Below are 24,993 nucleotides of genomic sequence, written 5' to 3' on the forward strand. Positions count from 1 at the left end.
CCAGGCCCTCCGGCGATCCTGGCGCGTCGCGGCGCGGGACCGCCGACGATCAGGCGGACCGCGTGGGCCCGCCCGCCTGGTCCAGGCGTGTGCGCAGGGTGCCGGCGAACTCCTCCGCCCGCGCCAACTGGGTCCGCAGATCCGCCACCCGCCGCTGCGCCGCCCGCTCGAACTCCTCGATGCGGGCCAGGAGTTGACATCGCTCGTCGGCAGGAAGGTCCGCGCCGGAGTCCAGGCGGTCGGTGGCGTCGAGCAGATCGCGCATCTCGTCGAGGGTGAAGCCGAGCGGTTTCATCCGGCGGATCACCATGAGGCGGGCGACATCGGACTCGGTATAGAGGCGGAAACCGCCCTGGGAACGGGCCGAGGGGATGACCAGACCTGTCTCCTCGTAGTGCCGGATGGTGCGCAGCGACAGCTCCGTCCGGGCGGCGACCTCGCCGATCTGCATGTGCTCGCCGCTCACCGCGGACGCCCTTCCCTGGTTCCTGCCGCTGCGGCCGCAGGCGGCCCGCACCGATCTCTACCCTAACGTTAGGGTAGATTTGACGACCGTTGACAGCGTTCCGGGGTCCGTCCCGTGACCGTCAGCCGAGTCGGGGCCGATGGCGCCCCCGGTCAAGAACCGATGGGTGCAGGAGAGAGCGTGCGCATGCCGATGTCGTGTCGCGCCGCTGCTTGCCCGCCGTGACCCTTCGCCCCTGAGCAGTCCGCCGGTCCCGCCGCGCCTGCTCGTCCCTGTGGACCTCGGCCCGCCGTCGAGCGGGCTGTGCGGACGACCGGCCCGGTCCGTCCGCGCCTTCCCGCATGCACGGTGACACCGAGTGTGCCCGACCACGAACAGGTACCGCTTCTCTTGTCTGCGCAATCTCCCGCATCTCCTGTCGCGCTGCTGCGCCGCGTGAAGCCCGACTGGATCTCCGATCCGAAGGTGTGGCGCACCGAGGTCCTCGCCGGCCTCGTCGTCGCGCTCGCCCTGATCCCCGAAGCGATCTCCTTCTCGATCATCGCGGGGGTGGACCCGGAGATCGGCCTGTTCGCCGCCTTCACGATGGCCGTCACCATCTCGATCGTGGGCGGCCGACGAGCGATGATCTCCGCGGCGACCGGCGCCGTCGCCCTCGTCATCGGGCCCCTGAACCGCGAGCACGGACTGGGCTACCTCGTCGCCGCGGTCATCCTCGCCGGGATCTTCCAGGTCGTCCTCGGCGCGCTGGGAGTGGCCAAGCTGATGCGCTTCGTCCCGCGCAGCGTGATGGTCGGGTTCGTCAACGCGCTCGCCATCCTCATCTTCATGGCGCAGGTGCCCGAGATCACCCACGTGCCCTGGGCCGTCTACCCGCTGGTCGTCGGCGGGCTCGCGCTGATGGTGCTGTTCCCGAAGGTCACCAAGGTGATTCCGGCCCCGCTGGTCTCCATCGTCGTCCTGACCGTGATCACCGTCGCGGCCGCGATCGCGGTGCCGACCGTCGGTGACAAGGGGGAACTGCCGCACGCGCTCCCGGTACCGGGCCTGCCCGACGTCCCCTTCACGCTGGACACGCTGACCACCGTCGCTCCTTACGCGCTCGCCATGGCACTCGTCGGGCTCATGGAGTCACTGATGACCGCCAAGCTCGTCGACGACATCACCGACACGCACTCCGACAAGACCCGTGAGTCGATCGGCCAGGGCATCGCCAACATCGTCACCGGCTTCTTCGGCGGCATGGGCGGCTGCGCCATGATCGGCCAGACCATGATCAACGTGAAGGTGTCGGGAGCACGCACCCGCCTGTCCACCTTCCTGGCGGGCTCGTTCCTCATGGTGCTGTGCATCGTGTTCGGCCCGATCGTGTCGGACATCCCGATGGCGGCTCTGGTCGCGGTGATGGTCATGGTGTCGTTCGCGACGTTCGACTGGCACTCCATCGCGCCGAAGACCCTCAAGCGGATGCCCGCCGGGGAGATCGCCGTCATGGTCATCACCGTCGCGGTGGTCGTCGCCACGGGCAATCTGGCCATCGGTGTCGTCGTCGGTTCCGTCATCGCCATGGTGATCTTCGCCCGGCGCGTCGCCCACGTCGCCGATGTCACCGCGGTCACCGATCCCGACGGAGGCCAGGTCGTCTACTCCGTCACCGGTGAACTCTTCTTCGCCTCCGCCAACAGCCTGGTCGGCCGGTTCGACTACGCCGCCGACCCGGACAAGGTCGTCATCGACCTGTCCGGCACCCACATCTGGGACGCCTCCTCCGTCGCCGCCCTCGACCTGATCGAGGCCAAGTACGCCCAGCGCGGCAAGCAGGTCGAGATGACCGGCCTGAACGAGCACAGCGCCCGCATCCACGAACGGCTCAGCGGCGCACTCGCCGACGACCACTGACCGGCCGACGCACCGATGCCGCCCGGAGCACACACTCCGAGGCGGCCTCGCGCATGTCGCCGACGCTTCGCCCGGCCCGTGCGGATCCGGGCCGGGAAGAGCCGCTCCGGGAGCGGGCCCGCCTGGCGGTCACCTCGGCGCGGCCACGCCCTCTCACATCCCTCAACGCCGCGCGTAGTACAGCGTGTTGTGCGCCGTGTCCGGCAGGTACAGCACATCGTTCCCGTCCGAGTCGCGCCGCACCGCCAGGCGGTCCGCGGTCAGGCCCGGGGTGACGGACGTCGAGGTCCAGGCGCCGCCGGCCTCCGTCGCGGCGTACACGCGGTCGGTGCCGGAGCCGGTCACGTAGTAGACCCGCTTGCCGTCCGTCTCGTCCCAGGTGATGCCCAGCGCGGCGTTGGTCGGGCCGCCGGCGTAGACGGTCTGACGGGCCCAGCGGCCGGCGCTCGGGTACGCGTAGTACACGCGGAAGTCGCCGCCGCTGTCGCCCGAGCGGTACCGGTAGGCGACCTTGGGCGTGGCGCCGTCGAGGGTGAGCTTGGCGCTCTGCACCGCCGGGCCGGTGTACCCGGTGTTGTCGCTGCTCCACTCCTCGCCCGTGGTGAGCCCCTGGATCACGTCGGCGGTGGTGGGGGTGACCGGGGTGGTGGCGGCCGCTCCGGTGCTGTCGGTGAAGCTGCCGGTCGCCGGATCGTAGCGGAGGTAGGACAGCTGGTGCCGGAAGGCGGACGACGGCGCCTTGGACCACTCGTAGAGCAGGTGCACGCGTCCGGCGGAGTCGACCGCGAGGTCGTCGGGGTAGACGGCGCGGTACTGGGCCGCGGCGAAGGTGGCGACGACGCTCCACCGGGATGCCGCGTTGTCCCAGCGGTACAGCTTCCCGGGGCGCTGGTCCGATCCGTTGCCGACGCGTGCGGCCAGGTACAGATCGCCGTTGGGCGCCGTGGTCAGGACGGGGTACGTGATGGCCGCGCCCTGGTCGGGCATCTCGGCCGCGTGGTCCGTGAGGTCGCCACCGGCCTTGTCGGAGCGGAAGTAGCGCCATGTGTCGGTGTGCATGGACGTGAAGACGTGCAGGCGGCCGCTCCCGTCACGGGCGACGGACGGCTGGTTGTGCCCGTTGTCGTCGGTGAACTCGGCCTGCTGCCCGTCGCTGTCGAGCAGCGGCAGGCGGCTCCAGACGCCGTCCGGATCGCGGCGGGCGAGCGCCGGGCGGTGCGTGGCGGCGATCGAGCCGGGCTCGTCGTAGGCGAAGTACGTGTACTGGCCGCGGCCCTTGTAGGTGGCGACCGGCGTCCACCAGGCGGCCTGGTTGGACGAGTCCATGGCGTAGGGCACCTTCTCGACCGTGGCCGCCGCGATGGTGCTCCGAGCAGCCGCGCCGGGTGACAGAGGTACGGCCTGCGCGGCCGGGACGAGAGTGAGCAGGGCGGTCAGGGCCGCGGCCGAGGCGGCGTACGTACGAGGACCGGGGCGGCGCATGGTGACTCCTTCGAGAAGGGGGGCGGGGGCGAAGGGTTCAGGCGGAGGGGTGCGGCGGAGCGGTCTCCCGCGCGCGCAGCCCTGATGCGCCCCGGCCGGGACCCGCCGCGGCCGCGTCGCGGGGACGGGTCCTTGCACGTGTCGCCTGGTCGGTCGTCTCGGTCACGGTGCCTCCTGCGCGGCTCTCTCCGGCACGCGGAGGTGATCTCGCCCTCCGCTGCGGCGGGAACTTACAGGAGATCCCAGAGGCTGAACAGGGATTGCACAATATGCATGTGAGCTACGTGAGTGATGGGGCCTTTCCTGGCTCTCGGACTTGCTGATGCGCAGAGTGGTCGTGGAGTGCGCCGTGGCGGTGTGGCGCCTATTCCGGCTGTGTCGCGATCTGGATCAGGTTTCCGCAGGTGTCGTCGAAGACGGCGGTGGTGACGGGGCCCATCTCCAGGGGCTCCTGGGTGAAGCGGACGCCGAGGCCGCGCAGGCGCTCGTGTTCCGCCTTCACGTCGGCGACCGCGAACTGGGCGAGCGGGATGCCGTCCTCGACGAGCGCGTCGCGGTAGGTCTTCACGGCCGGGTGGGAGGCGGGCTCCAGGAGGAGCTCGGTGCCGCCGGGCTCGTCGGGCGAGACGACGGTCAGCCACCGGTCCTGCTCGCCGACCGGGACGTCGTACTTCTTCACGAAGCCGAGGATCTCGGTGTAGAAGCGCAGGGCCTTCGCCTGGTCGTCGACGAAGACGCTGGTCAGATGGATCTTCATGGGGAACTCTCCTCAGGTCCGGATGTGCCGGGCACGAGCCACCGCTCGGCGATCTGCCGCAGCGGGGCGGTGTTCAGGTCGTGGAACTTGTAGCGGCCCTCCCGCCGCGTCGCGACGAGCCCGGCGGCCTCCAGCACGGCGAGGTGCTGGGAGACCGCCTGGCGCGAGATGCCGAGCCGGTGCTTCATGCTCAGCCGCGCGCAGATCTCGAACAGCGTCTGGCCGGACTTCTCCGTGAGCTCGTCGAGGATGGTGCGCCGGGTGGGGTCGGCCAAGGCTTTGAACAGGTCATCGGCCACATCCACAGAATAGGCAAGCATTCACTTGCCTATCAAGCCGAACGCCGCCGCGCACACCCCGGCGTCGGGAGATGTGCGCGGCGGCGCCGAGCGATCACCGGTCAGGGAGCCCAGGGGGCCTCCACGGACCAGGTGGTGTCCTCGGTGAACAGGCTCGGGTTGTCCGCGGCGCGGGATCCGCCGGGGACGGCGAGGTACACCTCGGAGTTGTAGTGACGCAGGTACTGGCCCGGATAGTTCTGGGCCATCAGCCGCACGCCGCCCTGCCCCGGAACCGCGCAGAACGTGGCGTCCGCGCGGAACAGCGCCGAGCCGTCACCGGCCTCCCGGTACACACGGAACTCGCGGTGGCGCAGGTACTCGCCCGGATAGTTGCGGGACTCGAAGGAGTAGCAGGAACTGTCGGCCAGACCGGGCACGATCCGCCAGGTGGCGTCGTTCTTCAGCAGGTCGCTGCTGCCGCTGTTCACGACCTCGGTGTACGCGAGGGCGTCCTTGTGCCGGACGTACCGGTCCGTGTAGCCGGGGGTGGTGACCCGCAGCGACTTGAGGCCGGTGGGCAGGGTCGTCGGCGCAGCCGGACTCTTCGAGGCGTTGATCAGGGCCTGGTTCGCCGCCTTGACCCGCGTCGCGTCGACCTTGACCACCTGACGGTCGTACGTCAGCAGGCCGTTGACCTCGTTCTCGACGTCGGTGATCTCGGTGTAGACCGACGCCGACAGACCCGCCGGCATCTGCTGCAGGCGCAGCGCGTCGATCAGGCCGGTGAAGCGGTTGTTCAGATGGGCGGCGTCGGCCTGGTCCTCGTACGAGAAGCCGTTGCCCGGCGACCACTCGTGGCCGGGGACCCGGAGCCCCAGCCCGCCGTACTCGCCGAGGACGGCGGCCCGGGTCGCCGAGGGTCTGGTCACCCCCGGGCCCACGTAGATGTGGTTGTCGATCACGTCGCCGTTTCCGCCGTCGACCGAGCCGCAGCAGTTGACGCCGCTCATGTTGTCGACCAGACGCGAGGGGTCGGCCGCCTTCACCTTGTCGGCGATGCGGGCCTGGTCGTACTGGCCCCAGCCCTCGTTCTCGTTGACCCACATCACGAGCGACGGGGAGCTGCGGTGCTCGTCGATGATCTGGTCGTACTCCGCCTCCCACTGGGTGCGGGCGGCCGAGTCCGGGGTGCGGGTGTCCATCGCGGGCATGTCCTGCCACACGAGCAGCCCGAGCCGGTCGGCCCAGTAGAACCAGCGCTGCGGTTCGACCTTGATGTGCTTGCGGACCATGTTGAAGCCGAGGTCTTTGTGCTTCTGGAGGTCGTACTTGAGGGCGTCGTCGGTGGGCGCGGTGTATATGCCGTCGGGCCAGTACCCCTGGTCGAGGGTGCCGGTCTGGAACACGAACGTGCCGTTGAGCAGCAGTCGTTGCTTGCCGTCGACCGTGCCGCGCGAGATCGAGCGCATTCCGGCGTAGCTGCCGACGGAGTCGGACACCGTGGAGCCGGTCACGAGGTCGGCCTTGACGTCGTACAGGAACGGATCGTCCGGCGACCACAGATGCGGGTTCGTGATGCGGACCGTCAGCTGCGAGCCGACCGCGCCGGTCGCCGTGCCCACCGTGGTGCCGCCGGAACTGACCGTGACGCGCGCGCTCTGGCCGCTGATCCCGTCGCCCCGGACGGTGACCCGCAGCGTCGAGTCGGACAGGTTCGGCACCATGTCGAGACGGGTGATGTGGGCGGGGGCGGTGGGCTCCAGCCACACGGTCTGCCAGATGCCGGAGGCGGCGGTGTAGAAGATGCCGCCGCCCGGGTGCGGCGTCACGTCGTTGATGCGCTGCTTGCCCACGGCCTGGCCGCCGGTCTGGGTCGGGTCGAACACCGAGACCACGATGGTGTTGGTGCCGCCGTTGAGCAGCGGCGTGATGTCGTAGCCGAAGGCGTCGTAGCCGCCGCTGTGGGCGGCGCCCGCCTGCTGTCCGTTGACCCACACCGTCGTACGCCAGTCACTGGCGCCGAAGTTGAGCTGGACGCGGCGGCCGTTCCACGCGGACGGCACGGTGAACGTGCGCTTGTACCAGAGCTTGTCGTTCTGGGTGATCTTGCGCTGGATGCCGGAGAGCGCGGACTCCGCGACGAACGGGACCCGGATCTGCTCGGTGAAGGAGGCCGGCTGCCCGGCGTTCGCCGAGGTGACGGCGAAGTCCCAGATGCCGTTGAGATTGGCCCAGTCGGAGCGCGTCAGCTGCGGTCGCGGATACTCCGGCAGCGGATTGTCCCGGGAGACCTGGTCGGTCCACGGCGTCGTCATGGGCGCCGGTTTGGGGGTCCAGGCGGCGGCCGCCGCCTGCGCGGCGGGGGCCAGGGCGGTGGCGCCGCCCAGGAGCAGCGCGAGGGTGGTCAGCAGAATGCCGAGCGCGCGGCCCGGGCGGGACGCCGACAGGGCACGCGCGGGGCGCGTCGATCTGAGGCGGTTGGAGGGGTGGCGCATCGGGGCTCCTCGTGTCGCAGGGCGCGGCCGCACGGGCCGCCGGACGGCGGTACGGAGGTGCTGGAGCACGCTGGGTGCCCGGTGCTCGTTGAGCTTTACAACGCTGTACGGCACCGGGCTAACAAGCGCCGGATCCGGGTGCCGTGATGGGGAGCGGGCGGGCCGGCGGCCGGGGTCGAGTACGCCGCTCTTACATCGTTGTAAGAGAAGTTATGGCGCACCGCCTGACGGCGCGTCAACGCCCTGGACGCTCAAATCTGCCGCGAGCGGTCAACCGGTGCCGGGCGCCGCCGTACTGGCGCGGACCACCAAGCGGGTGGAGAGCTCCACCCGGGGAAGATCGACCTCTTCGCCGTCGATCACCCGCAGCAGGGTGCGGGCCGCCATCGCCGCCATGTCCTGGAGCGGCTGGCGGACCGTGGTGAGCGTGGGGTCGCTCCACCGCGTCACCGGAAGATCGTCGAAACCGACCACGCTGATGTCCTGCGGCACCCGCAGCCCGCGCTCGCGCAGCGCCGTGTACGCCCCGAACGCCTGGAGGTCGCTGGCGGCGAACACCGCGGTGGGACGCGGCAGCCGGCCCTCTTCGGCGTCGTCGAGAAGGGCGATCGTCTCGGTGCGGCCCGAGGGGTCGGTGAAGGCGCCGTGCCGCACCGCACCCTCCGGGATGTCGAGGCCGGCGGCCTCCATCGCCGCACGGAACCCGTCCGCGCGGGCCCGGCTGCACAACAGCTGGCGCGGGCCCGCGAGATGGGCGATGTGCCGGTGCCCGAGACCGATCAGGTGCTCGGTGGCGGCGACCGCGCCCGCCCAGTTGGTGGCGCCGATCGTCGGGACGCCGGCCTCGACGTTGCCGACGGGGTCGACGAGGACGAACGGGACGCCCAGCGAGGCCAGGCGATTGCGCTGGCCCAGCGTCAGATCGGAGACGACCAGGATCGCGCCGTCGGAGCGGCGCGCCGCCAGCTGGTCGAGCCAGGCGCTGGTCTGCGAGCTGCTGCCGTGCGCCGCGGACAGGACCATGCTCACGCCCGCCTCGCGCAGCGTCTCCTCCGCGCCGCGGATGATCTCGACGGACCACAGGCTGTCGAGCTCGTTGAGGACCAGGTCGACGATGCCGCCGCGGCGCCGTGGCCGGCGCGGGTGGTAATGGTGACGCGCCATGATCTCCTGGACGCGTTCCCGGGTCGCCGCGGAGACGTCGCTGCGGCCGTTGAGCACCTTCGACACGGTGGCCGTCGACACCCCGGCCTCGGCCGCGATGGAACCGATGGTGGCGCGGGGGCGGGACTGTGCGGTCATACGGCGTCGGACTCCCGTGGGACGGTGGCGTGCGGGGCGCGGCGGGGCGTTGTGGGGTGAAGCCTAAGGCCCGTCATCCGTGGTCCGGGCCCTGGTAGCCGAGTGCGGTGAAGTCGGCGGCACGCCCGCCGCCGGTGAGGTCCTGCGCGCACACGCCGATGAAGGCGCCGGTGAACCCCCAGCTGCTGAAGTGTCCGCCGTCGCCGACCGTCGCGTACTCGTCGGAGAGGCGGGTCACGTCGAGGACCGGGCCGAGGGGACGTTCCGCGCGGGCGCCGTCGTCGGTGCCCACCGACCAGGTGAAGGCGGCCTCCGCGCCCTGCCCGGTCAGCCGCAGCCGGACGGGGCCCCTCGGGGGCAGCGGCACCGGCGGCGTCGGCTCGGAGTACCGGCCGCGGTCGCAGACGGCGAGGCGCAGCACCCTGCCCTGCGCGTCGTCCCAGGTGACATGGGCGTAGTGCCAGATCTGGGTGTTGTAGAAGTGGACCAGGCCCGCCATGTGCTGGGGCGCATGGGGGTCGAAGGAGACCGTCGCCTCGGCCGTGAAGCGCAGGTGCTGCTGGCGGCGGGCCACCAGGCTCTGCTCGTGGAGCGAGGAGAGCGATTCGCCGCCGCGCAGCCGCAGCCGCAGCGTGTCGTCGTGCGGGCCGGTCCGGGTGAGCCAGGACGGGTCGGGGTGCCGGCGCAGGGTCATCCACTCGGGGCCGAGGACGCCGGTGGACGCGGTGGCCGCGGGCTGCGGCTCGGCCCGCGCACCGGCGGGCGCGGCGACGAGCACGGACGGGCGCCCGGGGCCCGCGTCGCCGTCGACGCGCGGCCAGCCGTCGGGCGTCCAGTGCACGCGTTGCAGGGCGGTCTCGCGGCCGAGGACGCAGGCGCCGCGCGCGGTCAGCGGGCGGGCGGTGAGATGGGCCAGGTACCAGGCGCCGTCGGGGGTCTCGACGAGGCTGCCGTGTCCGGCCTTCTGGAGTTCCAGGGCGTCGTCGCCGTACGCGGTCAACAGGGGGCCGGCCGGATCGGACGTGTAGGGGCCGGTGATGTCGCGGGAGCGCGCGACGGTCACCGCGTGCTCCCACGACGTCCCGCCCTCCGCGGTGAACAGGTAGTACCAGCCGTCCTTGCGGTACAGATGCGGTCCTTCGGTGCGTCCGAGCCGCGTACCGGAGAAGATCCGTCGCACCGGCCCGACGGGGCGGCGCGCGGACCGGTCCCACTCCTGCAGCAGGATGCCGCCGAACGGATCGTTGCCCGGCCGGTGGTCCCAGGACAGCCACAGCAGCCAACTGCGGCCGCTGCCACCGGGATCGGTGTCGTGGAACAGCGACGGATCGAACCCGCCGCCGGGCGCGGGCGCGGGCTCGGACCACGGGCCGGTGGGGGTGGGGGAGGTGGTCACCCAGTTGCGTACGTCCTTGTAGGCGCCGGCCAGGCTCCTGACGTTGGAGTAGACGAGGTGGAACAGCCCGTCCGCGTACGACAGGCAGGGCGCCCAGACCCCGCCGGAGTCCGGTGTGCCGGCGAGGTCGACGAGCCGTTCCTCCGTCAGCGCGCCGCCCAGGGGGCGCCAGTTCACCAGGTCGCGCGAGTGGTGCAGCGTCACCCCCGGCAGCCACTCGAAGGTGGAGGTGGCGAGGTAGTAGTCCTCGCCGACCCGGAGCAGGGACGGGTCCGGGTGGAATCCGGCGAGGACGGGGTTGCGGATCATCGCGGGCCGCCCGGTGGCGGGCGGCGGCGCGGCGGAGGTCGGCCCGGTCGTGGGCGCGGCGGCAGTCATACGGTTCCTCGGGGATCGGTGCGGAGGCGGTCACGGTCAGCGGGTCGCGGCGCGGCGGCGCCGAAGGCGTGGCTCACCCCTTCACCGCACCGGCCATCACTCCGGAGACGATGCGCCGGGCCAGCACGGCGAAGAGCGCGAGCACGGGGACGACGGAGACCACGACACCGGCGAGCATCAGGGTGTAGTCGGTGTAGTAGCCGGCGGCGAGCTGGTTCAGGGCGATCTGCACCGTGCCGTTCTCCGGGGGCAGGGCGATGAGCGGCCAGAAGTAGTCGTTCCAGGCGAACATGAAGGTGAACATGCCGAGCACCGCGGCGACCGAGCGCACGCCGGGCCAGGCCACGTACCAGAAGGTGCGCAGTTGTCCCGCGCCGTCCATCCGGGCCGCCTCGATGAGCTCGTCGGGGATGTTCTCCTCCATGGCCTGCCGCATCCAGAACACGCCGATCGCGGAGACCAGCGCGGGCACGATGAGCGAGCTGAGCTTGCCGTACAGGCCCATGTCCGTCACCAGCAGGTACAGCGGGATGATGCCGAGCTGCGTCGGCACCATCACCGTGGTGATCACTACGACGAGGAGGGCGTTGCGGCCGGGGAAGCGGAGTTTGGCGAAGGCGTACCCGGCGAGCGAGGAGAGCAGGACGTTGCTGACGGCGGTGGTGCCGGCGACGGTGAAGGAGTTGCCGAGCGCCTTCCAGAAGTCGACGGTGTCGAAGACGCGCCGGATGTTCTCCAGCAGGTGGCCGCCGGGCACCAGGGACGGGGTCGCGTTGCCGAGGACGGAGTTGTCGCTGTGCGAGGCGACGACGAACGTCCAGTACAGCGGGAAGATCGAGGCCAGGACCACGGCGGCGAGCAGGGCGTAGGCCAGCGGACCGGCACTGTCGTGGCGCCGGGGCCCTGCGGCGCGGGTGCGCGGGCGACGGGCGGTCAGGGGTGTTGCCATACGGGGGCTTCCTTCGGGGGCCGGGGGAGGGGTCATCGGTCGGAGCCGCCCAGGCGCCGGGTGAGGAAGAAGTTGAGCGCGGCGACGGCGGCGATGACGAGGAACAGCACCCAGGAGATGGCGGACGCGTATCCGGCGTCGTTGTTGATGAACCCGTACTTGTAGAGCATCAGCGTCAGCGTCTGGAACTGGTGCTCCGTGCCGCCCTCGGCGTTGGCCTGGGAGTCGAACAGCAGTGGTTCCGCGAAGAGTTGGAGGCCGCCGATGGTCGAGATGACCACCGTGAACAGCAGGGTCGGGCGGATCGCGGGCAGGGTGATGCGGCGGAAGGTGAGCAGGCGTCCGGCGCCGTCGACCATCGCCGACTCGTACAGATCGCGCGGCACCGCCTGCATCGCGGCCAGATAGATCAGGGCGTTGTAGCCGGTCCAGCGCCACATCACCATGAAGCTGATCGCGAGGTGCGAACTCCAGGTGTCCGCGGTCCAGTCGACGGGGTCGCTGATCAGTCCGAGCTGTTCCAGGACCCAGTTGACGACGCCGAAGTCGCGCCCGAACAGCTGGGAGAAGACGAGGGCCACGGCCACCACGGACACGTACTGCGGCACCAGGACCAGGGCGCGCCAGGTCGTCCTGGCGCGCAGCCGCCGGTCGAGCAGCCACGCGACGGCCAGGGCGAGCAGCAGCTGGGGGACGGTGGAGAGCAGGTAGATGCTGAAGGTGTTGAAGGTGGCGTTGTAGAAGTCCGGGTCGGCGAACAGGTCCCGGAAGTTGGCCAGGCCCGTGTACCCGCCGTCGCCGGTGAGCCGGTCCCAGCGGTGCAGCGAGACCCAGAACGTGTAGAGCAGCGGGTAGAGCCCGAAGAGCCCGAAGACGATGAAGAACGGTGCGATGAAGCTGTAGGGGGTGAGGCGGCTGCGCCGCGTCGGCCGCCTTCGGGCACGGCGGCCCGGTGGTGCGTCAGTACCGAGGGTGCGCTCGGCACCGGCGGTGTGGACCGCCATGGAGGCCTCCTTACGGGCTCGGGTGGGTCGGGGATCAGTGCTTGAGGTTCTTCTCCGCGTCGGACAGGGCCTTTCGCCATGCCTCGGCGGGGGAGGACTTGCGCTGCTCGACGAGCTGGAGGGCGTTGGCGAACGGGATGCGCACCTGCTGGTCCTTGGTGCCGCGGTAACTGGGCTTCAGGCCCTGCGCGGAGGCGGCGAAGATCTTGCCGGTCGGCGCGTCGTTGAAGTACTTCTGCCGGGTGTTCTGCACCGCCGGGTCCGACAGCGCGCCGGTCAGGGACGGGAGCGAGCCGGTCGGTCCCTGGAAGATCTTCTTCTCCGAGGCCGCGGAGGTGAGGAACGAGGCCAGTTCGGCGGCCTCCTTCGTGTGCTTGCCCTGCTTGGGCACCGTCAGGAAGGAGCCGCCCCAGTTGCCGCCGCCCCCGGGCACGGCGGCGATGTCCCACTTGCCCTCGCCCTCCTTGCCGGCCGCGGTCTGGATGAGGCCCGTCATCCAGGCGGGGCAGGTGATGGTCGCCATCCGGCCCTGCTTGATGCCCGCGTTCCACTGCTGGCTGAACGGGACGAGGTTGGCGGACATGCCGTCGGCCGCGGCGTCGGCGGAGTCGGAGAAGGACCGCTGCACGTCGGGGTTCTTGTCGGCGATGTAGGAGTCGTCGGCGTCGAAGAAGCCGTACTCGGTCTGGTTCATCATCGCGCTGAACACGTTGCCCGCCGAGTCGAACCAGGCGTGGTCCTTCACCTTGGCGCGGAAGGTGTCACCGGCCTTGAAGTACGCGTCCCAGGTGGGCCACAGCTTGCCCACCGCCTCCCGGTCCGTGGGCAGCCCCGCCCGGCGGAACAGGTCCTTGCGGTAGCAGATGGCGAGACCGCCGACGTCCGTGCCGTACCCCATCACGAACTTCCCGCCGTCGGCGGTGCCCTGGCCCCACTTGTAGGGCAGGTACTCGTTCTTGCGCTTGAGGGCGCCGAAGTCGGCGAGGTTCACGAACTTGTCCTGCACCGTGCGGAACTTGGGCAGGTAGCCCTCCTCGATGGCGACCACGTCGGCGGCGCCGCTGCCCGAGGAGAGCTGGGTGGAGAGGCTGTTGTGGTGCTGGTCGAGCTGCGAGATCCGCTCCTTCACCACGACGTCCGGGTGCGCCTTCTCGAACTCCTTGATCAGCGGCTTGTACCCGAAGTCGCTGAAGGTGGCGACGGTCAGGGTGATCTTCCCGTCGGACTCCACCGAGCCGGACGAGCAGCCGGACAGGACGAGCAGGGTGGCGAGTCCGGCTGCCGCGGCGACGGATCTGCGGGCGTGCGAGGAGCCCATGGGGGACCTCCAGGGATCAGGAGCGAGTGGGAGACCGAGGGACGCGAAGGCGTTTCGATGCGCACAACCTGACGGCTGTCGAAACTTAATGTCAAGAGTTTCGAAGAACATTCGGTGTCGGCACGTGCTCCGACGAGCTGGTAAACACCGCCGGTGGGAGGGGTGATGTGTGCACCTCGGCAGCCCACAAGGCGCCCTGCGCGTTTCGAGCGCACGGCCACAGCCAGCAAACTTCTACGAAACTTACGTGATTCATTGACGTAACGCGGAGCGGTCTCCACGATGCGGGGCGGAACTCACCCCCCACCAGAAGGAGTTGACCCGTGAATCCCCTCAGGACCCTGAGATCCATGAGACCTGCGAGCCCGATGACGTCCCTGCGCGGACGCGCCACGGCCGCGGTGGCCGGCCTCGCGGCGGCGGCCGTGCTCGGCGCGCTCGGCACCGTGCCCGCCGCGGCGGACTCCGCCGTCGCGGCCCGCAACCTCCCGCCCGACGGCAAGACGCTGTCCATCATGGGCCAGGACAGCGACACGCTCGCCGACTACAAGCGCGACGTGCTCGACCAGTCAGCACTCGGCGCGCCCGCCCCCGGCGGCGTCACGCTCTACACCAACCTGGTGCTCGGCGGGAACCCGGAGCCGCTCGCCGGAATGAACGGATCCGCCAACTGGGGCGCGGGAACCGTCGACTTCAACAGCACCCTCGCCCAGTACCCCGGCGCGGCCGTCGCCGTCGGCCTCTACCTCTCCGACGCCACCAGCGGATGCAACAACCAGCCGCTGCGCGCCATCATCGGCACCGGCGACAGCGACGTGACCTCGGGCAGCCCGAACCTCATCACTCGGTACCGCGACAAGGTCGACGAGATGGTGACCAAGCTCAAGGGCTACGACCGCCAGGTGTTCCTGCGGATCGGCTACGAGTTCGACGGCCCCTGGAACTGCTACAACGCCGACTTCTACAAGCGGGCGTTCGCCTACATCAAGGGGCGCATCGACGCCTTGGGCGCCACGAAGGTCGCGACGGTCTGGCAGACCGCGGCCTGGCCGCTCAACACCAGCACCGACCACCCCGAGTGGAACTACGTCGTCACCGACCCGCACCACTACGACGCCTGGTACCCCGGGGACCAGTACGTCGACTGGGTGGGCATGTCCTCGTTCTACTCCGCCGGATCCGTGGCCACGCAGTGGGGATGCAGCGCGACCGACACCGCACCGGCCGACCTCCAGGACCGCGTGCTGAACTTCGCCCGCGGGCACGGCAAGCCGGTGATGGTCGCCGAGTCCGCGCCGCAGGGCTACGACAACGGCGCCGGCACCAAGAGCTGCATCATGCGCAAGGGCCCGGCCGCCGCGAGCGCGGACACCATCTGGAACGAGTGGTACCAGCCGTACTTCGACTGGATCGCGAAGAACCGGGACGTCGTGCGGGCCGCCGCCTACATCAACACCGACTGGGACAGCCAGACGCAGTGGCAGTGCGCGGACGGCGCCCAGGCGGGCGGCCCCGGCTGCTCCAACGGCTACTGGGGCGACTCCCGTATCCAGGCGAACCCCACGATCCGCGACCGCTTCCTCGCCCAACTACGCGGTTCCGGCTGGGCGAACGGCACCAGGTGACCCCCGGTACCTGACGCCCTCGCGGCGGGACGGCCGCGCACCCGGCCGTCCCGCCGCCCCTTCCCCGCCGCGCCGGGCCGCCCCCACGACCACGGCCCGGCAGTCAGGAGTGACACCATGCGCACCACGAACACCGGCCGCGGTCCGCGGCCGCACCTCCTGCTCCTCGCCGCGCTCCTCTCCGTGGCGTGGCTGATCCCCTTGGGGACGAGCGCCTCCGCCGCCCCGGCCGAGCCGCGCACGCTCCTCATCGGGCAGTCCACCCGTGCGGCCTGGGACGACTACACCTCCTTCGGCCAGGCCCCGGACGGCGGCTCCGTCTACTACGAACTCGCCTCCGGGAACTGGGTCGGCCCCGGCCACGCCGACTACGCGTCCTTCCTCGCCGGACTGGGCAGGACGGTGCAGGTCGGCATCAGCTGGAAGGACAACCCGCCCGGCTTCGAGGGCGGCGACGAGAACGCCAAGGCCGCCCGCTCGCGCGCCGTCACCCAGGAACTCGCCGACGGCCGCTACACCGACAAGTTCACGACACTGATCGATTTCATCGACGCCCACCCGTCGGCCACGTTCCTGCTGCGCCTCGACTACGAGGTGAGCTCCTTCTACCACTGCACCGACGACAGCTGCGCCTCGTACAAGAACGCCTTCGCCCGCATCCGCTCGCTGATCCAGGGGCGTGTCCACCAGAACAACGTCAGGTTCGTCTTCCACCCGGTGCGCGGCGAGTTCGAGAAGCTCTATCCGGGGGATGCCGCGGTGGACCGGATAGGTGTCTCGATCTTCGCCCACGAACTGTGCATGCCCATCCACGACCTGGGCGGCTACCTCTACAACGGCACCCCGCCGGACAACTACGACACCTCCACGCTGCAGTGCCGCAACGCCTACCTCGCCACCGACTCCTCGGGCCATCCCAGTGCGGTCTGGAAGAACTGGGACTACGACGCGAACGTCCTGAAGATGATGAAGTTCGCCCAGGACCACGGGAAGAAGATGACCGTGTCCGAGTCCGGCATGATGAACTTCACCGCCGACGGCGGCGACACCAGTGGCGCCGAGCCCGTACGCGGCGCGCTCTGGACGAAGCGGCTCTTCGGCCTGCTCGACTACCGCGGCCCCATCCCGAACATGGCGGGTACCTACGACCTGTCCGACGTCATCACCACGGTCACATACATCAATCTCGACTTCCGCTACGGCTGGGACGGGAAGGACGACGGCTCGTTCGACTTCCCGCCGGACTCGACCTGGTTCGCGGACGGACGTCTGTCGCGCAACACGGACGCGCGGGCGGCGTTCTGCGACGGTCTCGCCGCCACCGGATTCCGCACCCGGTGCGGCTGACCGGCCGGCTCGCGAGGGCGACGGGTTTCGACGGCGCGGTGACGACCTGCGCCGTCGACCGAAACTCGCGCGATTGATTGACGCGCGCCGCGGAGTTGCCCACGATGCCGGTCGGACCACCTCTCGCTCCGCCGAGGCAGCCGACCGGCATCGTGAATGTCATGGACATGGCTTTCTCGCTGGATGTGGGAGCGCTCCCAAAGTGATCCCGTACCGACGAAAGGAAAGCGACGTGAAGCGTCCCCCCACCGCCGTCCGCCGGACGAGGACGGCCCTCGCGGTCCTCGCCGCGGCCGGCTGCCTGTTCGCCTCCGCGTCGACGGCCACCGCCTCGGCCCGCGCCACCGAACTCTGCGGCGCCTTCGACACGTTGAGCGTGGAAGGCGGCAAGTACACCGTCCAGAACAACGTGTGGGGAGCGTCGACGGCCCAGTGCATCGCGGTCGACGGAACCTCCTTCGAGGTCACCCGGGCCGACCACGCCAACCCGACGAACGGCGCCCCCGCCTCCTACCCCTCCATCTACGCGGGCTGCCACTACGGCGCCTGCACCACCGGCAGCGGGCTGCCTCTGCGCATCGACGCGATGAACCGGGTGACCAGCAGCTGGTCCACGCACGCGCCGGCGAGCGGCGTCTACGACGTCGCGTACGACCTCTGGTTCGACCCCGACGCCCGGGCGAGCGGCCAGAACGCCGGCGAGCTGATGATCTGGAACAAGCACCAAGGCCCGGTCCAGCCCGTAGGCCAGAAGACCGGAAACGTCACCATCGGCGGCGCGAACTACGACGTGTGGACCGGCAACATCGGCTGGAACGTGATCAGTTACGTCCGCACCAGCGCCACGGACGCCGTCACCGACCTGGACCTGCACGCCTTCGCCGACGATGCCGCCGCGCGCGGCAGCCTGCGCGCCGACTGGTATCTCACCAGCGTCCAGGCCGGGTTCGAGCCGTGGCAGGGCGGAGCCGGACTGCGCACCGACGCCTTCTCGCTCAGCGTCTCCTGACCGGGTGCGTCGAAAAGCCCCGGTCGTACGGCAGTTGGGAGCGCTCCCAAACATATGGCTCCGACGCCCCACCGCACGCCCACCCCTGTGCCCAACCCTCTGTGTCCAACCCCCTGTGTCCACCCCACGAAGGGACAGAAGAGTGCACCGGCATCCCCCGCACCGCAGATGCCTGACGCGCCTCCCCGGCGCGGCAGTCCTCACGGCCACGGCGCTGGCCGCGGCCCTGCTCACCCCCTGGTCCGCGACGGCCGGCACCGCCCGCGCCGCCGAACACGTCGACAATCCGTTCCAGGGCGCCGACGCCTACGTCAACCCGGACTACACGTCCCGCGTCGAGCAGTCCGCCGGCCAGGAGAGCGACGCCGACCTGGCGGCCCGGATGCGCAGCGTCGGCGGACAGCCCACCGCCGTCTGGCTGGACCGGATCGCCGCCATCGAGGGCGGCGCCGCCAACGACGGGCGGCTCGGCCTGACCGGCCACCTCGACAAGGCCCTCGCCCAGGCGCGGCCCGGCACCCCGATCACCGCGACGTTCGTCGTCTACGACCTCCCGGGACGCGACTGCGCCGCCCTCGCCTCCAACGGTGAACTCCCGCTCACGGAGGCCGGTTTGGAGCGTTACGAGAAGGAGTACATCGACCCCGTAGCGGATGCCCTGGCCGATCCCAGGTACGCCGACCTGCGCATCGCCACCGTCATCGAACCCGACGGCCTGCCGAACCTCGTCACCAACCTCTCCGACCCCGAGTGTGCCCAGGCCAAGTCCAGCGGACTGCAGGTCAAGGCGGTGCAGTACGCCCTGGACAAACTGCACGCCCTCCCGAACGTCTACACCTACCTCGACGCGGCCCACTCCGGATGGCTCGGCTGGGACAACAACCTGAAGGGCGTCGTCGACCTCTACACCGAGACGGCACGCGGGACGAAGGCCGGGCTCGACAGCGTCGACGGAGTCGTCACCAACGTCTCCAACTACACCCCCACCACCGAGCCCTACCTCGACGACCCCGATCTGACCGTCGGCGGCCAGCCGCTCAAGTCCGCCACGTTCTACGAGTACAACCCGAACTTCGACGAGGCCGACTACGCGAAGGCGCTGCGCACCACGTTCGCGGCGGCGGGCTGGTCCGACGGGCTCGGCGTACTCGTCGACACCTCACGCAACGGCTGGGGCGGCACCGACCGGCCCGGCGGCGCGAGCGGCGACACGACCGACGCCTACGTCACCTCCGGGCGCGTCGACCGGCGTACCGACCGCGGCAACTGGTGCAACCAGCAGGGCGCGGGCCTCGGCGCCCGCCCCCAGGGGGCACCCGCCGACGCGCCCGGCATCGACGCCTACCTGTGGGTGAAGCCGCCCGGCGAGTCCGACGGCTCCGGTGAGGACATCGACAACGGCGAGGGCAAACGCCCCGACCCGAACTGCGACCCCGACTTCACCACCCCGAAGGGAGTCAGGACGGGGGCGCTGCCGGACGCACCGCTCGCCGGGCACTGGTTCGACGCCCAGTTCGCGATGCTGGTGAAGAACGCCTATCCAGCGGTGAGCGCGGCGCCGGTGAAGCAGGCCACTCAGGCGTCGTACTCCACGAAGTCCGCGGCCGCGGACGGCGACGACTGGCTGCACACCGACGGAGCCCAGGTCGTAGACGAACAGGGCAACCCGGTGTGGATGACCGGCACGAACTGGTTCGGCTTCAACACCACCGAACGCGTCTTCCACGGACTGTGGTCGGCGAACCTGGAGAGCATCACGCGACAGATGGCCGAGCGCGGCCTCAACACCATCCGCGTCCCCATCAGCACCCAGCTCGTCCTGGAGTGGCGGGACGGCAGGGCCGCGGTGTCCAGTGCGGTCAACACCTACGAGAACCCGGACCTGGAGGACAAGACCACGCTGGAGGTGTTCGACCGCTTCCTCCAGCTGTGCAAGACCTACGGGATCAAGGTCATGCTCGACGTGCACAGCGCGGAGGCCGACAACTCCGGCCACATCTACCCGGTGTGGTGGAAGGGTGCCATCACCAGCGAGGACTTCTACCGGGCCTGGGAGTGGCTCGCAGACCGCTACAGATACGACGACACGGTGATCGCGGCCGACGTGAAGAACGAGCCGCACGGGAAGCAGACCGAGAGCCCGCGCGCCAAGTGGGACGGCTCCACCGACGAGGACAACTGGAAGAACGCTTGCCAGACGGCCGGCCGCCGCATCCTCGCCATCAACCCGCATCTGCTCGTGCTCTGCGAAGGCATCGAGATCTACCCGCGCGACGGCAAGAACTGGCAGTCGACGAACGAGGCCGACTACCACTTCGACTGGTGGGGCGGAAACCTGCGGGGCGCCGCGGACCACCCCGTCGACCTCGGCAAGGACCAGGACCAGCTCGTCTACTCCCCGCACGACTACGGCCCGGCCGTCTTCCGGCAGCCCTGGTTCGAGGGCGACTGGAACAAGGACACCCTGACCGCGGACGTGTGGCGGCCCAACTGGTTCTATCTCCAGGACCAGGGCACGGCACCGCTGCTCATCGGTGAATGGGGCGGCCGCCTCGACGGCGCCGACAACCAGAAGTGGATGACAGCGCTCAGGGACTTCATCACCGAGCACCGCATCAACCAGACGTTCTGGTGCCTCAACCCCAACTCCGGTGACACCGGAGGGCTGTTGAAGGACGACTGGAAATCGTGGGACGAGGAGAAGTACGCCTTCCTCAAGCCCGCTCTCTGGCAGAGTGACGGCCGCTTCGTGGGGCTCGACCACGTGGTGCCCCTCGGTGGCGTCGGCAGCGGGACCGGGCTGACGCCGCAGCGGGCCTCGGCCCGGAACGGCTGACCATGGGCGCCGGACCGTCGCGGGAGGCGGCCCGGCGCCCCTTTCACCGGTGGGCGCGGGACCGGCCGACGCGACGCCGTCGCGGCTGTTCTTGGCCGTGCTCCGCGGCGGAGGCGATGTTGCGGGCCATGCCGCCGAACACCACGGAGTGGAAGGGGGCCACGCTCCACCAGTACGCCTGACCGGCCAGGCCCCGCGGGTGGAACAGCGCCCGCTGACGGTAGCGGGACCGGCCGCCGTCCACCGCCTCCACCGACAGTTCGAGCCAGGCGAGTCCGGGCAGGCGCATCTCGGCCCGCAGCCGCAGCAGCCGGCCCGGCTCGATCTCCTCGACGCGCCAGAAGTCCAGGGAGTCACCGATCCGGAGCCGGGCCGCGTCACGCCGCCCGCGCCGCAGTCCCACGCCGCCCACCAGCCGGTCGAGCCAGCCGCGTACCGCCCAGGCCAGCGGGAACGAGTACCAGCCGTGCTCGCCGCCGATGCCCTCCACCACGTCCCACAGCCGCTGCGGCGACGCGTTCACCACGCATTCCCGCTCGTCCGTGTACAGGCTGCCGCCCGCCCAGTCCGGGTCCGTGGGCAAGGGGTCGCTGGGCGCGCCCGGCACCGAGGCGGAGGACCAGCGCGTGGAGACCTGCGCCTGCTGGATCCGGCGCAGCGCAAGCGCCAGGGCCTCGTCGAAAGGGATCGGGGTCCCCGGCGGATCCGGCACCCATGCGGCGATGTCGTGCTCGTGGCAGACGACTTCGTGGCGCAGCGACTCGCACAGCGGCCGGGCGATGGACGCGGGCACCGGGGTCACCAGCCCGACCCAGTGACTGGACAGGCCGGGGCTGAGCATCGGCACGGGGAGCACGAGCCGCCGCGGCAGCCGGGCCTCGGCCGCGTACCGGAACATCATGTCGCGGTAGGTGAGCACGTCGGGGCCGCCGATGTCGAAGGCGCGGGAGACGTGTGACGGCATCGTCGCGCTGCCGACGAGGATCCGCAGCACGTCGCGCACCGCGATCGGCTGGATCCGGGTGCGCACCCAGCTCGGCGTCACCATCACGGGCAGGCGCTCGGTCAGATAGCGCAGCATCTCGAACGACGCCGAACCGGAGCCGATGATCACGGCGGCCCGCAGGACCGTCGTCGGCACCCCGGAGGCGAGCAGGATGTGACCGACCTCGGCACGTGAGCGCAGGTGGGGTGAGAGCTCGTGCTCCGGTACGCCCGCCGGGGTCAGGCCGCCGAGATAGACGATGCGGCCCACGCCGGCCCGGCGGGCCTGCTCGCCGAAGATCCGCGCGGCCTCGCGGTCGGTCCGCTCGAAGTCGTCGCCGGTGCCCAGGGAGTGCACGAGGTAGTAGGCGACGTCCACCCCGGCCAGCGCGTCGGCGAGCGAGGCGGCATCGGTCACGTCGCCGCGGACGATCTCCGTGTCCTTCGCCCAGGGGTGATCGCGCAACTTGTCGGGGGTGCGGGCCAGGCAGCGCACCCGGTGCCCCGCGGCCAGCAGTTCGGGCACCAGCCGGCCGCCGATGTAGCCGCTCGCCCCGGTCACCAGGCAGTGCATCCCGTCGTCGGCCGCGTTCAACGCCACTCCTTCGCTCGGTGCTCTCTCCACCCTCCGCTGCCACCGGCCGGTCCGCCAGTGGGCCGGACCGTCGCGCGCGGCGGCCGGGATCGTCCACGGCGTCGGTAGGGTGGGCAGGTGGACAATCGTGAACCAGGCGGGACCGCCGCGACCAGCGGCCATACGGAGGAGAGCGGCGACGCGGGGTCGGCTCCGCACCCGGATCTGCAGGCCCTCGCCGTCCAGTTGCGTCGTCTCAACGGCGAACTGAACCGCCTCGTCCACGGCTTCGCGGCCGGACAGGGACTGCACCCCACGGACGTCCAGGCACTGGCCGCCATTCTGGATTCCGAGGAGCCGCTGACCCCGAGCGGGCTGCGTCAGCATCTCGGTCTCACGTCCGGCGCGGTCAGCGCGTGCGTGGACCGGCTGGAACGTGCGGGACACATCAACCGGGTCCGGGAGAGCGCGGACCGGCGTGTGGTCCATCTGCACTACGTGCCCGGCGCCCAGGCGCAGGCGCGGAGGTACTTCGGCCCGCTCGCGGAGGCGGCCGACCGGGTCCGCAGCGGTTTCAGCGGACCCGAGCTCGCCGTCGTGCTGAGGTTTCTCAACGACCTCAACGAGGAACTCACGCACACCAAGGGCCCGCAGGCGTAACCGACGCCGCCTGCATCCGATCAGGTGGCCGGGACGGAATCGACTGACGACAGCACCCGCTACTCACTTAACTCAATCATTAAGATACTTTTCTGTTGAGTTTGTTGTTCCTGCCCTCTGCCTTGGGAGATCCATGTCCCGCACACCACGAGGCGCCCGCTGGCTCGTGCCCCTCGTCCTGCTGATCGTCTGGCTCGCCGTAGGCGGCACGCTGGGCCCGTACGCGGGAAAGCTCGGTGAGGTCGCGACCAACGACCAGGCTGCGTTCCTGCCGCGCAATGCCGAGTCGACCCGCGTGATCGACGCACAGCGCGCGTTCCAGCAGGACGAGACCCTGCCGGCGATCGTCGTGTGGACCGCCGACGACGAGGGCTCGCTCGACGCCGGCCAGCGGGACCGGGCCACCCGCGCGCTGGCACAGCTGCGGGGGACACCCGGGGTGGTCGGGCAGGTGTCGCCCGCCGTGCCCTCGAAGGACGGCAAGGCGCTGCAGGGCATCGTCCAGCTCCGCCCCGACCTCGGCGACGAACTCTCTCCCGCCCTGGACCGCATCGAACGGACGACGGGCGGCGTGCCGGGCACCACGGTCGCCGTCGCGGGACCGGCGGCGAGCCAGGCAGACCTCTCGGGCGCGTTCGCGGGCATCGACGGACTGCTGCTCGTGGTCGCGCTGGTCACGGTCCTGGTGATCCTGCTGCTCGTCTACCGCAGTGTCCTGCTTCCGTTCGTGATCATCATCAGTGCGGTGTTCGCCCTGGGGGCCGCCTGCGCCGTCGTCTACGCCCTCGCGGATCACGACGTCGTCCGTGTCGACGGACAGGTCCAGGGAATCCTGTCGATCCTCGTCATCGGCGCGGCCACCGACTACGCGCTCCTGCTGACCGCGCGCTACCGCGAGGAACTCGCCGCCCGCACCGACCGGTTCGCCGCGATGCGCGCCGCCCTGCGCCAGTCGACCGGGGCGATCGTCGCCAGCGCCGCCACCGTCGCCCTCGGCCTGCTCGCCCTGCTGCTGAGCGACCTCACCAACAACCGCGCGCTCGGCCCGGTCGGCGCGATCGGCATCGTCTGCGCCGTGCTGAGCACCCTCACGTTCCTGCCCGCGGTCCTGGTGCTGCTCGGCAACGCGGCCTACTGGCCCGCGCGTCCGCGCCCCGCCGACGCGGCGGCCGGCGGACACGGCGTGTGGCGCCGGGTCGCGCACGCCGTGCAGCAGTCGCCGCGCAAGATCTGGGCCGTCGCGCTGGCCGGTCTGCTCGTCTGCGCCGCGTTCGCTCCCACCCTGGACTCCAAGGGCGTGCCGCTCGACGAGATCTTCGTCAACGACGCACCGTCCGTCGCCGCCCAGGCGACCTTGGCCGAGCACTTCCCCGGCGGCTCAGGCAACCCGGCCGTGGTGATCGCCGACGCGGAGCACGAGCAAGAGGTCACCCAGCGGGCCAAGGCGACCGAGGGCGTGGCCGACGCGGCGGCCCTGAACGCCCAGGGCCGGCCCGGCGGCGGCCCGGCCCGCGTCGTGGACGGCAGGATCCGGGTCGACGTCACGCTGGACGACCCCGCCGACAGCGACGCGGCCAAGGCGACGGTCTCGCGTCTCCGCACGACCCTGCACGGGATCGACGGCGCCGACACCCTGGTCGGCGGCTACACCGCCCAGCAGTACGACACGCAGACCACCGCGGAGCGGGACCGCAAGCTGATCGTCCCCGTCGTCCTCGCCATCATCCTGGTCATCCTCGTCGGACTGCTCAGGTCCGTCCTGATGCCGCTGCTCCTCGTGGCGACGGTGGCGCTCAACTTCCTCGCCACGCTGGGCATTTCCTCGCTCGTCTTCCAGCACGTCTTCGGCTTCACCGGCACCGACGCCTCCGTGCCGCTCTACGGGTTCGTGTTCCTCGTCGCGCTCGGCGTGGACTACAACATCTTCCTGATGTCCAGGGCCCGCGAGGAGTCGCTGGCCCACGGCGTGCGCGAAGGCATCCTCAAGGCCCTGGTCGCGACGGGAGGCGTCATCACGTCGGCGGGTGTCGTGCTGGCCGCGACGTTCGCCGCGCTCGGCGTCATCCCGCTCGCGTTCCTCGTGCAGATCGCGTTCATCGTGGCGTTCGGCGTCCTGCTCGACACGCTGGTCGTACGGTCGCTGCTCGTCCCGGCACTGGTACGGGACATCGGGCCCAAGGCCTGGTGGCCCGGGCGCCTGAGCCGCAGCGACGACTGACCGGCGCAGGCCC

The 24,993-nt window shown here is 70.6% G+C and carries 19 protein-coding genes; 7 read left to right on the forward strand and 12 right to left on the reverse strand.

Annotated features, from left to right (window positions below; translation table 11 throughout):
- Positions 1-49: 49 nt before the first annotated feature.
- Positions 50-466 carry a MerR family transcriptional regulator gene (locus tag ACQUQD_RS38780; protein WP_428956918.1) on the reverse strand — a complete coding sequence of 139 codons (417 nt, stop codon included), beginning with the start codon at positions 464-466 and terminating at the stop codon, positions 50-52.
- Between the two features lie 390 nt (positions 467-856).
- Here ACQUQD_RS38780 and ACQUQD_RS38785 point away from each other — a divergent pair, with 390 nt between their 5' ends.
- A complete protein-coding gene (locus ACQUQD_RS38785) occupies positions 857-2,365 on the forward strand; it encodes a SulP family inorganic anion transporter (protein ID WP_428956919.1) in 1,509 nt (502 codons plus the stop codon).
- A 162-nt stretch (positions 2,366-2,527) separates the two neighbouring features.
- Here the strand turns inward: ACQUQD_RS38785 and ACQUQD_RS38790 are convergent, their stop codons facing one another.
- The 10 genes from ACQUQD_RS38790 to ACQUQD_RS38835 all read right to left on the reverse strand — a co-directional run bounded on the left by ACQUQD_RS38790 (position 2,528) and on the right by ACQUQD_RS38835 (position 13,727).
- Positions 2,528-3,847, reverse strand: coding sequence for a BNR-4 repeat-containing protein (locus ACQUQD_RS38790; RefSeq protein ID WP_428956920.1), 1,320 nt, complete (start codon positions 3,845-3,847; stop codon positions 2,528-2,530).
- 37 nt (positions 3,848-3,884) lie between these two features.
- Positions 3,885-4,013: a hypothetical protein gene (locus ACQUQD_RS38795; RefSeq protein WP_428956921.1), complete on the reverse strand. Its 129-nt coding sequence runs from the start codon at positions 4,011-4,013 to the stop codon at positions 3,885-3,887.
- Between the two features lie 198 nt (positions 4,014-4,211).
- Positions 4,212-4,604 carry a VOC family protein gene (locus ACQUQD_RS38800; RefSeq protein ID WP_428956923.1) on the reverse strand — a complete coding sequence of 131 codons (393 nt, stop codon included), beginning with the start codon at positions 4,602-4,604 and terminating at the stop codon, positions 4,212-4,214.
- A complete protein-coding gene (locus tag ACQUQD_RS38805) occupies positions 4,601-4,903 on the reverse strand; it encodes an ArsR/SmtB family transcription factor (RefSeq protein WP_428956924.1) in 303 nt (100 codons plus the stop codon). The genes ACQUQD_RS38800 and ACQUQD_RS38805 overlap by 4 nt, the downstream gene beginning before the upstream one ends.
- A 101-nt stretch (positions 4,904-5,004) precedes the next feature.
- A complete protein-coding gene (locus ACQUQD_RS38810; protein WP_428956926.1) occupies positions 5,005-7,380 on the reverse strand; it encodes an AbfB domain-containing protein in 2,376 nt (791 codons plus the stop codon).
- Positions 7,381-7,650: 270 nt separating this feature from the next.
- Complete coding sequence (locus ACQUQD_RS38815) at positions 7,651-8,682, reverse strand: LacI family DNA-binding transcriptional regulator (protein WP_428956927.1); 1,032 nt, start codon at positions 8,680-8,682, stop codon at positions 7,651-7,653.
- Positions 8,683-8,755: 73 nt separating this feature from the next.
- Positions 8,756-10,456 (reverse strand): glycoside hydrolase family 43 protein, encoded by a 1,701-nt coding sequence (locus ACQUQD_RS38820; RefSeq protein WP_428956928.1) that lies wholly within the window; start codon positions 10,454-10,456, stop codon positions 8,756-8,758.
- 73 nt (positions 10,457-10,529) lie between these two features.
- Entirely contained in the window at positions 10,530-11,405 is an 876-nt protein-coding gene (locus ACQUQD_RS38825; protein ID WP_428956930.1) for a carbohydrate ABC transporter permease, read from the reverse strand.
- A 32-nt stretch (positions 11,406-11,437) separates the two neighbouring features.
- On the reverse strand, positions 11,438-12,409 hold the full coding sequence (locus ACQUQD_RS38830; RefSeq protein WP_428956931.1) for a carbohydrate ABC transporter permease: 972 nt from the start codon (positions 12,407-12,409) through the stop codon (positions 11,438-11,440).
- A gap of 34 nt (positions 12,410-12,443) precedes the next feature.
- A complete protein-coding gene (locus ACQUQD_RS38835; protein WP_428956932.1) occupies positions 12,444-13,727 on the reverse strand; it encodes an ABC transporter substrate-binding protein in 1,284 nt (427 codons plus the stop codon).
- A gap of 350 nt (positions 13,728-14,077) precedes the next feature.
- Between ACQUQD_RS38835 and ACQUQD_RS38840 the strand changes: the two genes are divergently transcribed.
- From ACQUQD_RS38840 to ACQUQD_RS38855, 4 genes are all read left to right on the forward strand, one after another.
- A complete protein-coding gene (locus ACQUQD_RS38840) occupies positions 14,078-15,352 on the forward strand; it encodes an endo-1,3-beta-xylanase (protein ID WP_428956933.1) in 1,275 nt (424 codons plus the stop codon).
- Positions 15,353-15,469: 117 nt separating this feature from the next.
- Entirely contained in the window at positions 15,470-16,699 is a 1,230-nt protein-coding gene (locus ACQUQD_RS38845; RefSeq protein ID WP_428956934.1) for a hypothetical protein, read from the forward strand.
- 232 nt (positions 16,700-16,931) lie between these two features.
- On the forward strand, positions 16,932-17,708 hold the full coding sequence (locus ACQUQD_RS38850; RefSeq protein WP_428956935.1) for a GH12 family glycosyl hydrolase domain-containing protein: 777 nt from the start codon (positions 16,932-16,934) through the stop codon (positions 17,706-17,708).
- Between the two features lie 142 nt (positions 17,709-17,850).
- Complete coding sequence (locus ACQUQD_RS38855) at positions 17,851-20,544, forward strand: glycoside hydrolase family 6 protein (RefSeq protein WP_428956936.1); 2,694 nt, start codon at positions 17,851-17,853, stop codon at positions 20,542-20,544.
- A 43-nt stretch (positions 20,545-20,587) separates the two neighbouring features.
- Here ACQUQD_RS38855 and ACQUQD_RS38860 read toward each other — a convergent pair whose 3' ends face one another.
- The gene (locus tag ACQUQD_RS38860; RefSeq protein ID WP_428957763.1) at positions 20,588-22,102 is read right to left on the reverse strand and encodes an SDR family oxidoreductase; all 1,515 of its coding nucleotides are present in this window, start codon (positions 22,100-22,102) and stop codon (positions 20,588-20,590) included.
- 138 nt (positions 22,103-22,240) lie between these two features.
- Between ACQUQD_RS38860 and ACQUQD_RS38865 the strand changes: the two genes are divergently transcribed.
- Entirely contained in the window at positions 22,241-22,762 is a 522-nt protein-coding gene (locus ACQUQD_RS38865) for a MarR family winged helix-turn-helix transcriptional regulator (protein ID WP_428956937.1), read from the forward strand.
- A gap of 133 nt (positions 22,763-22,895) precedes the next feature.
- The gene (locus ACQUQD_RS38870; RefSeq protein WP_428956938.1) at positions 22,896-24,980 is read left to right on the forward strand and encodes an MMPL family transporter; all 2,085 of its coding nucleotides are present in this window, start codon (positions 22,896-22,898) and stop codon (positions 24,978-24,980) included.
- Positions 24,981-24,993: the final 13 nt, after the last annotated feature.

The organism is Streptomyces sp. cg35 (assembly GCF_050410835.1).
GTDB lineage: Bacteria > Actinomycetota > Actinomycetes > Streptomycetales > Streptomycetaceae > Streptomyces.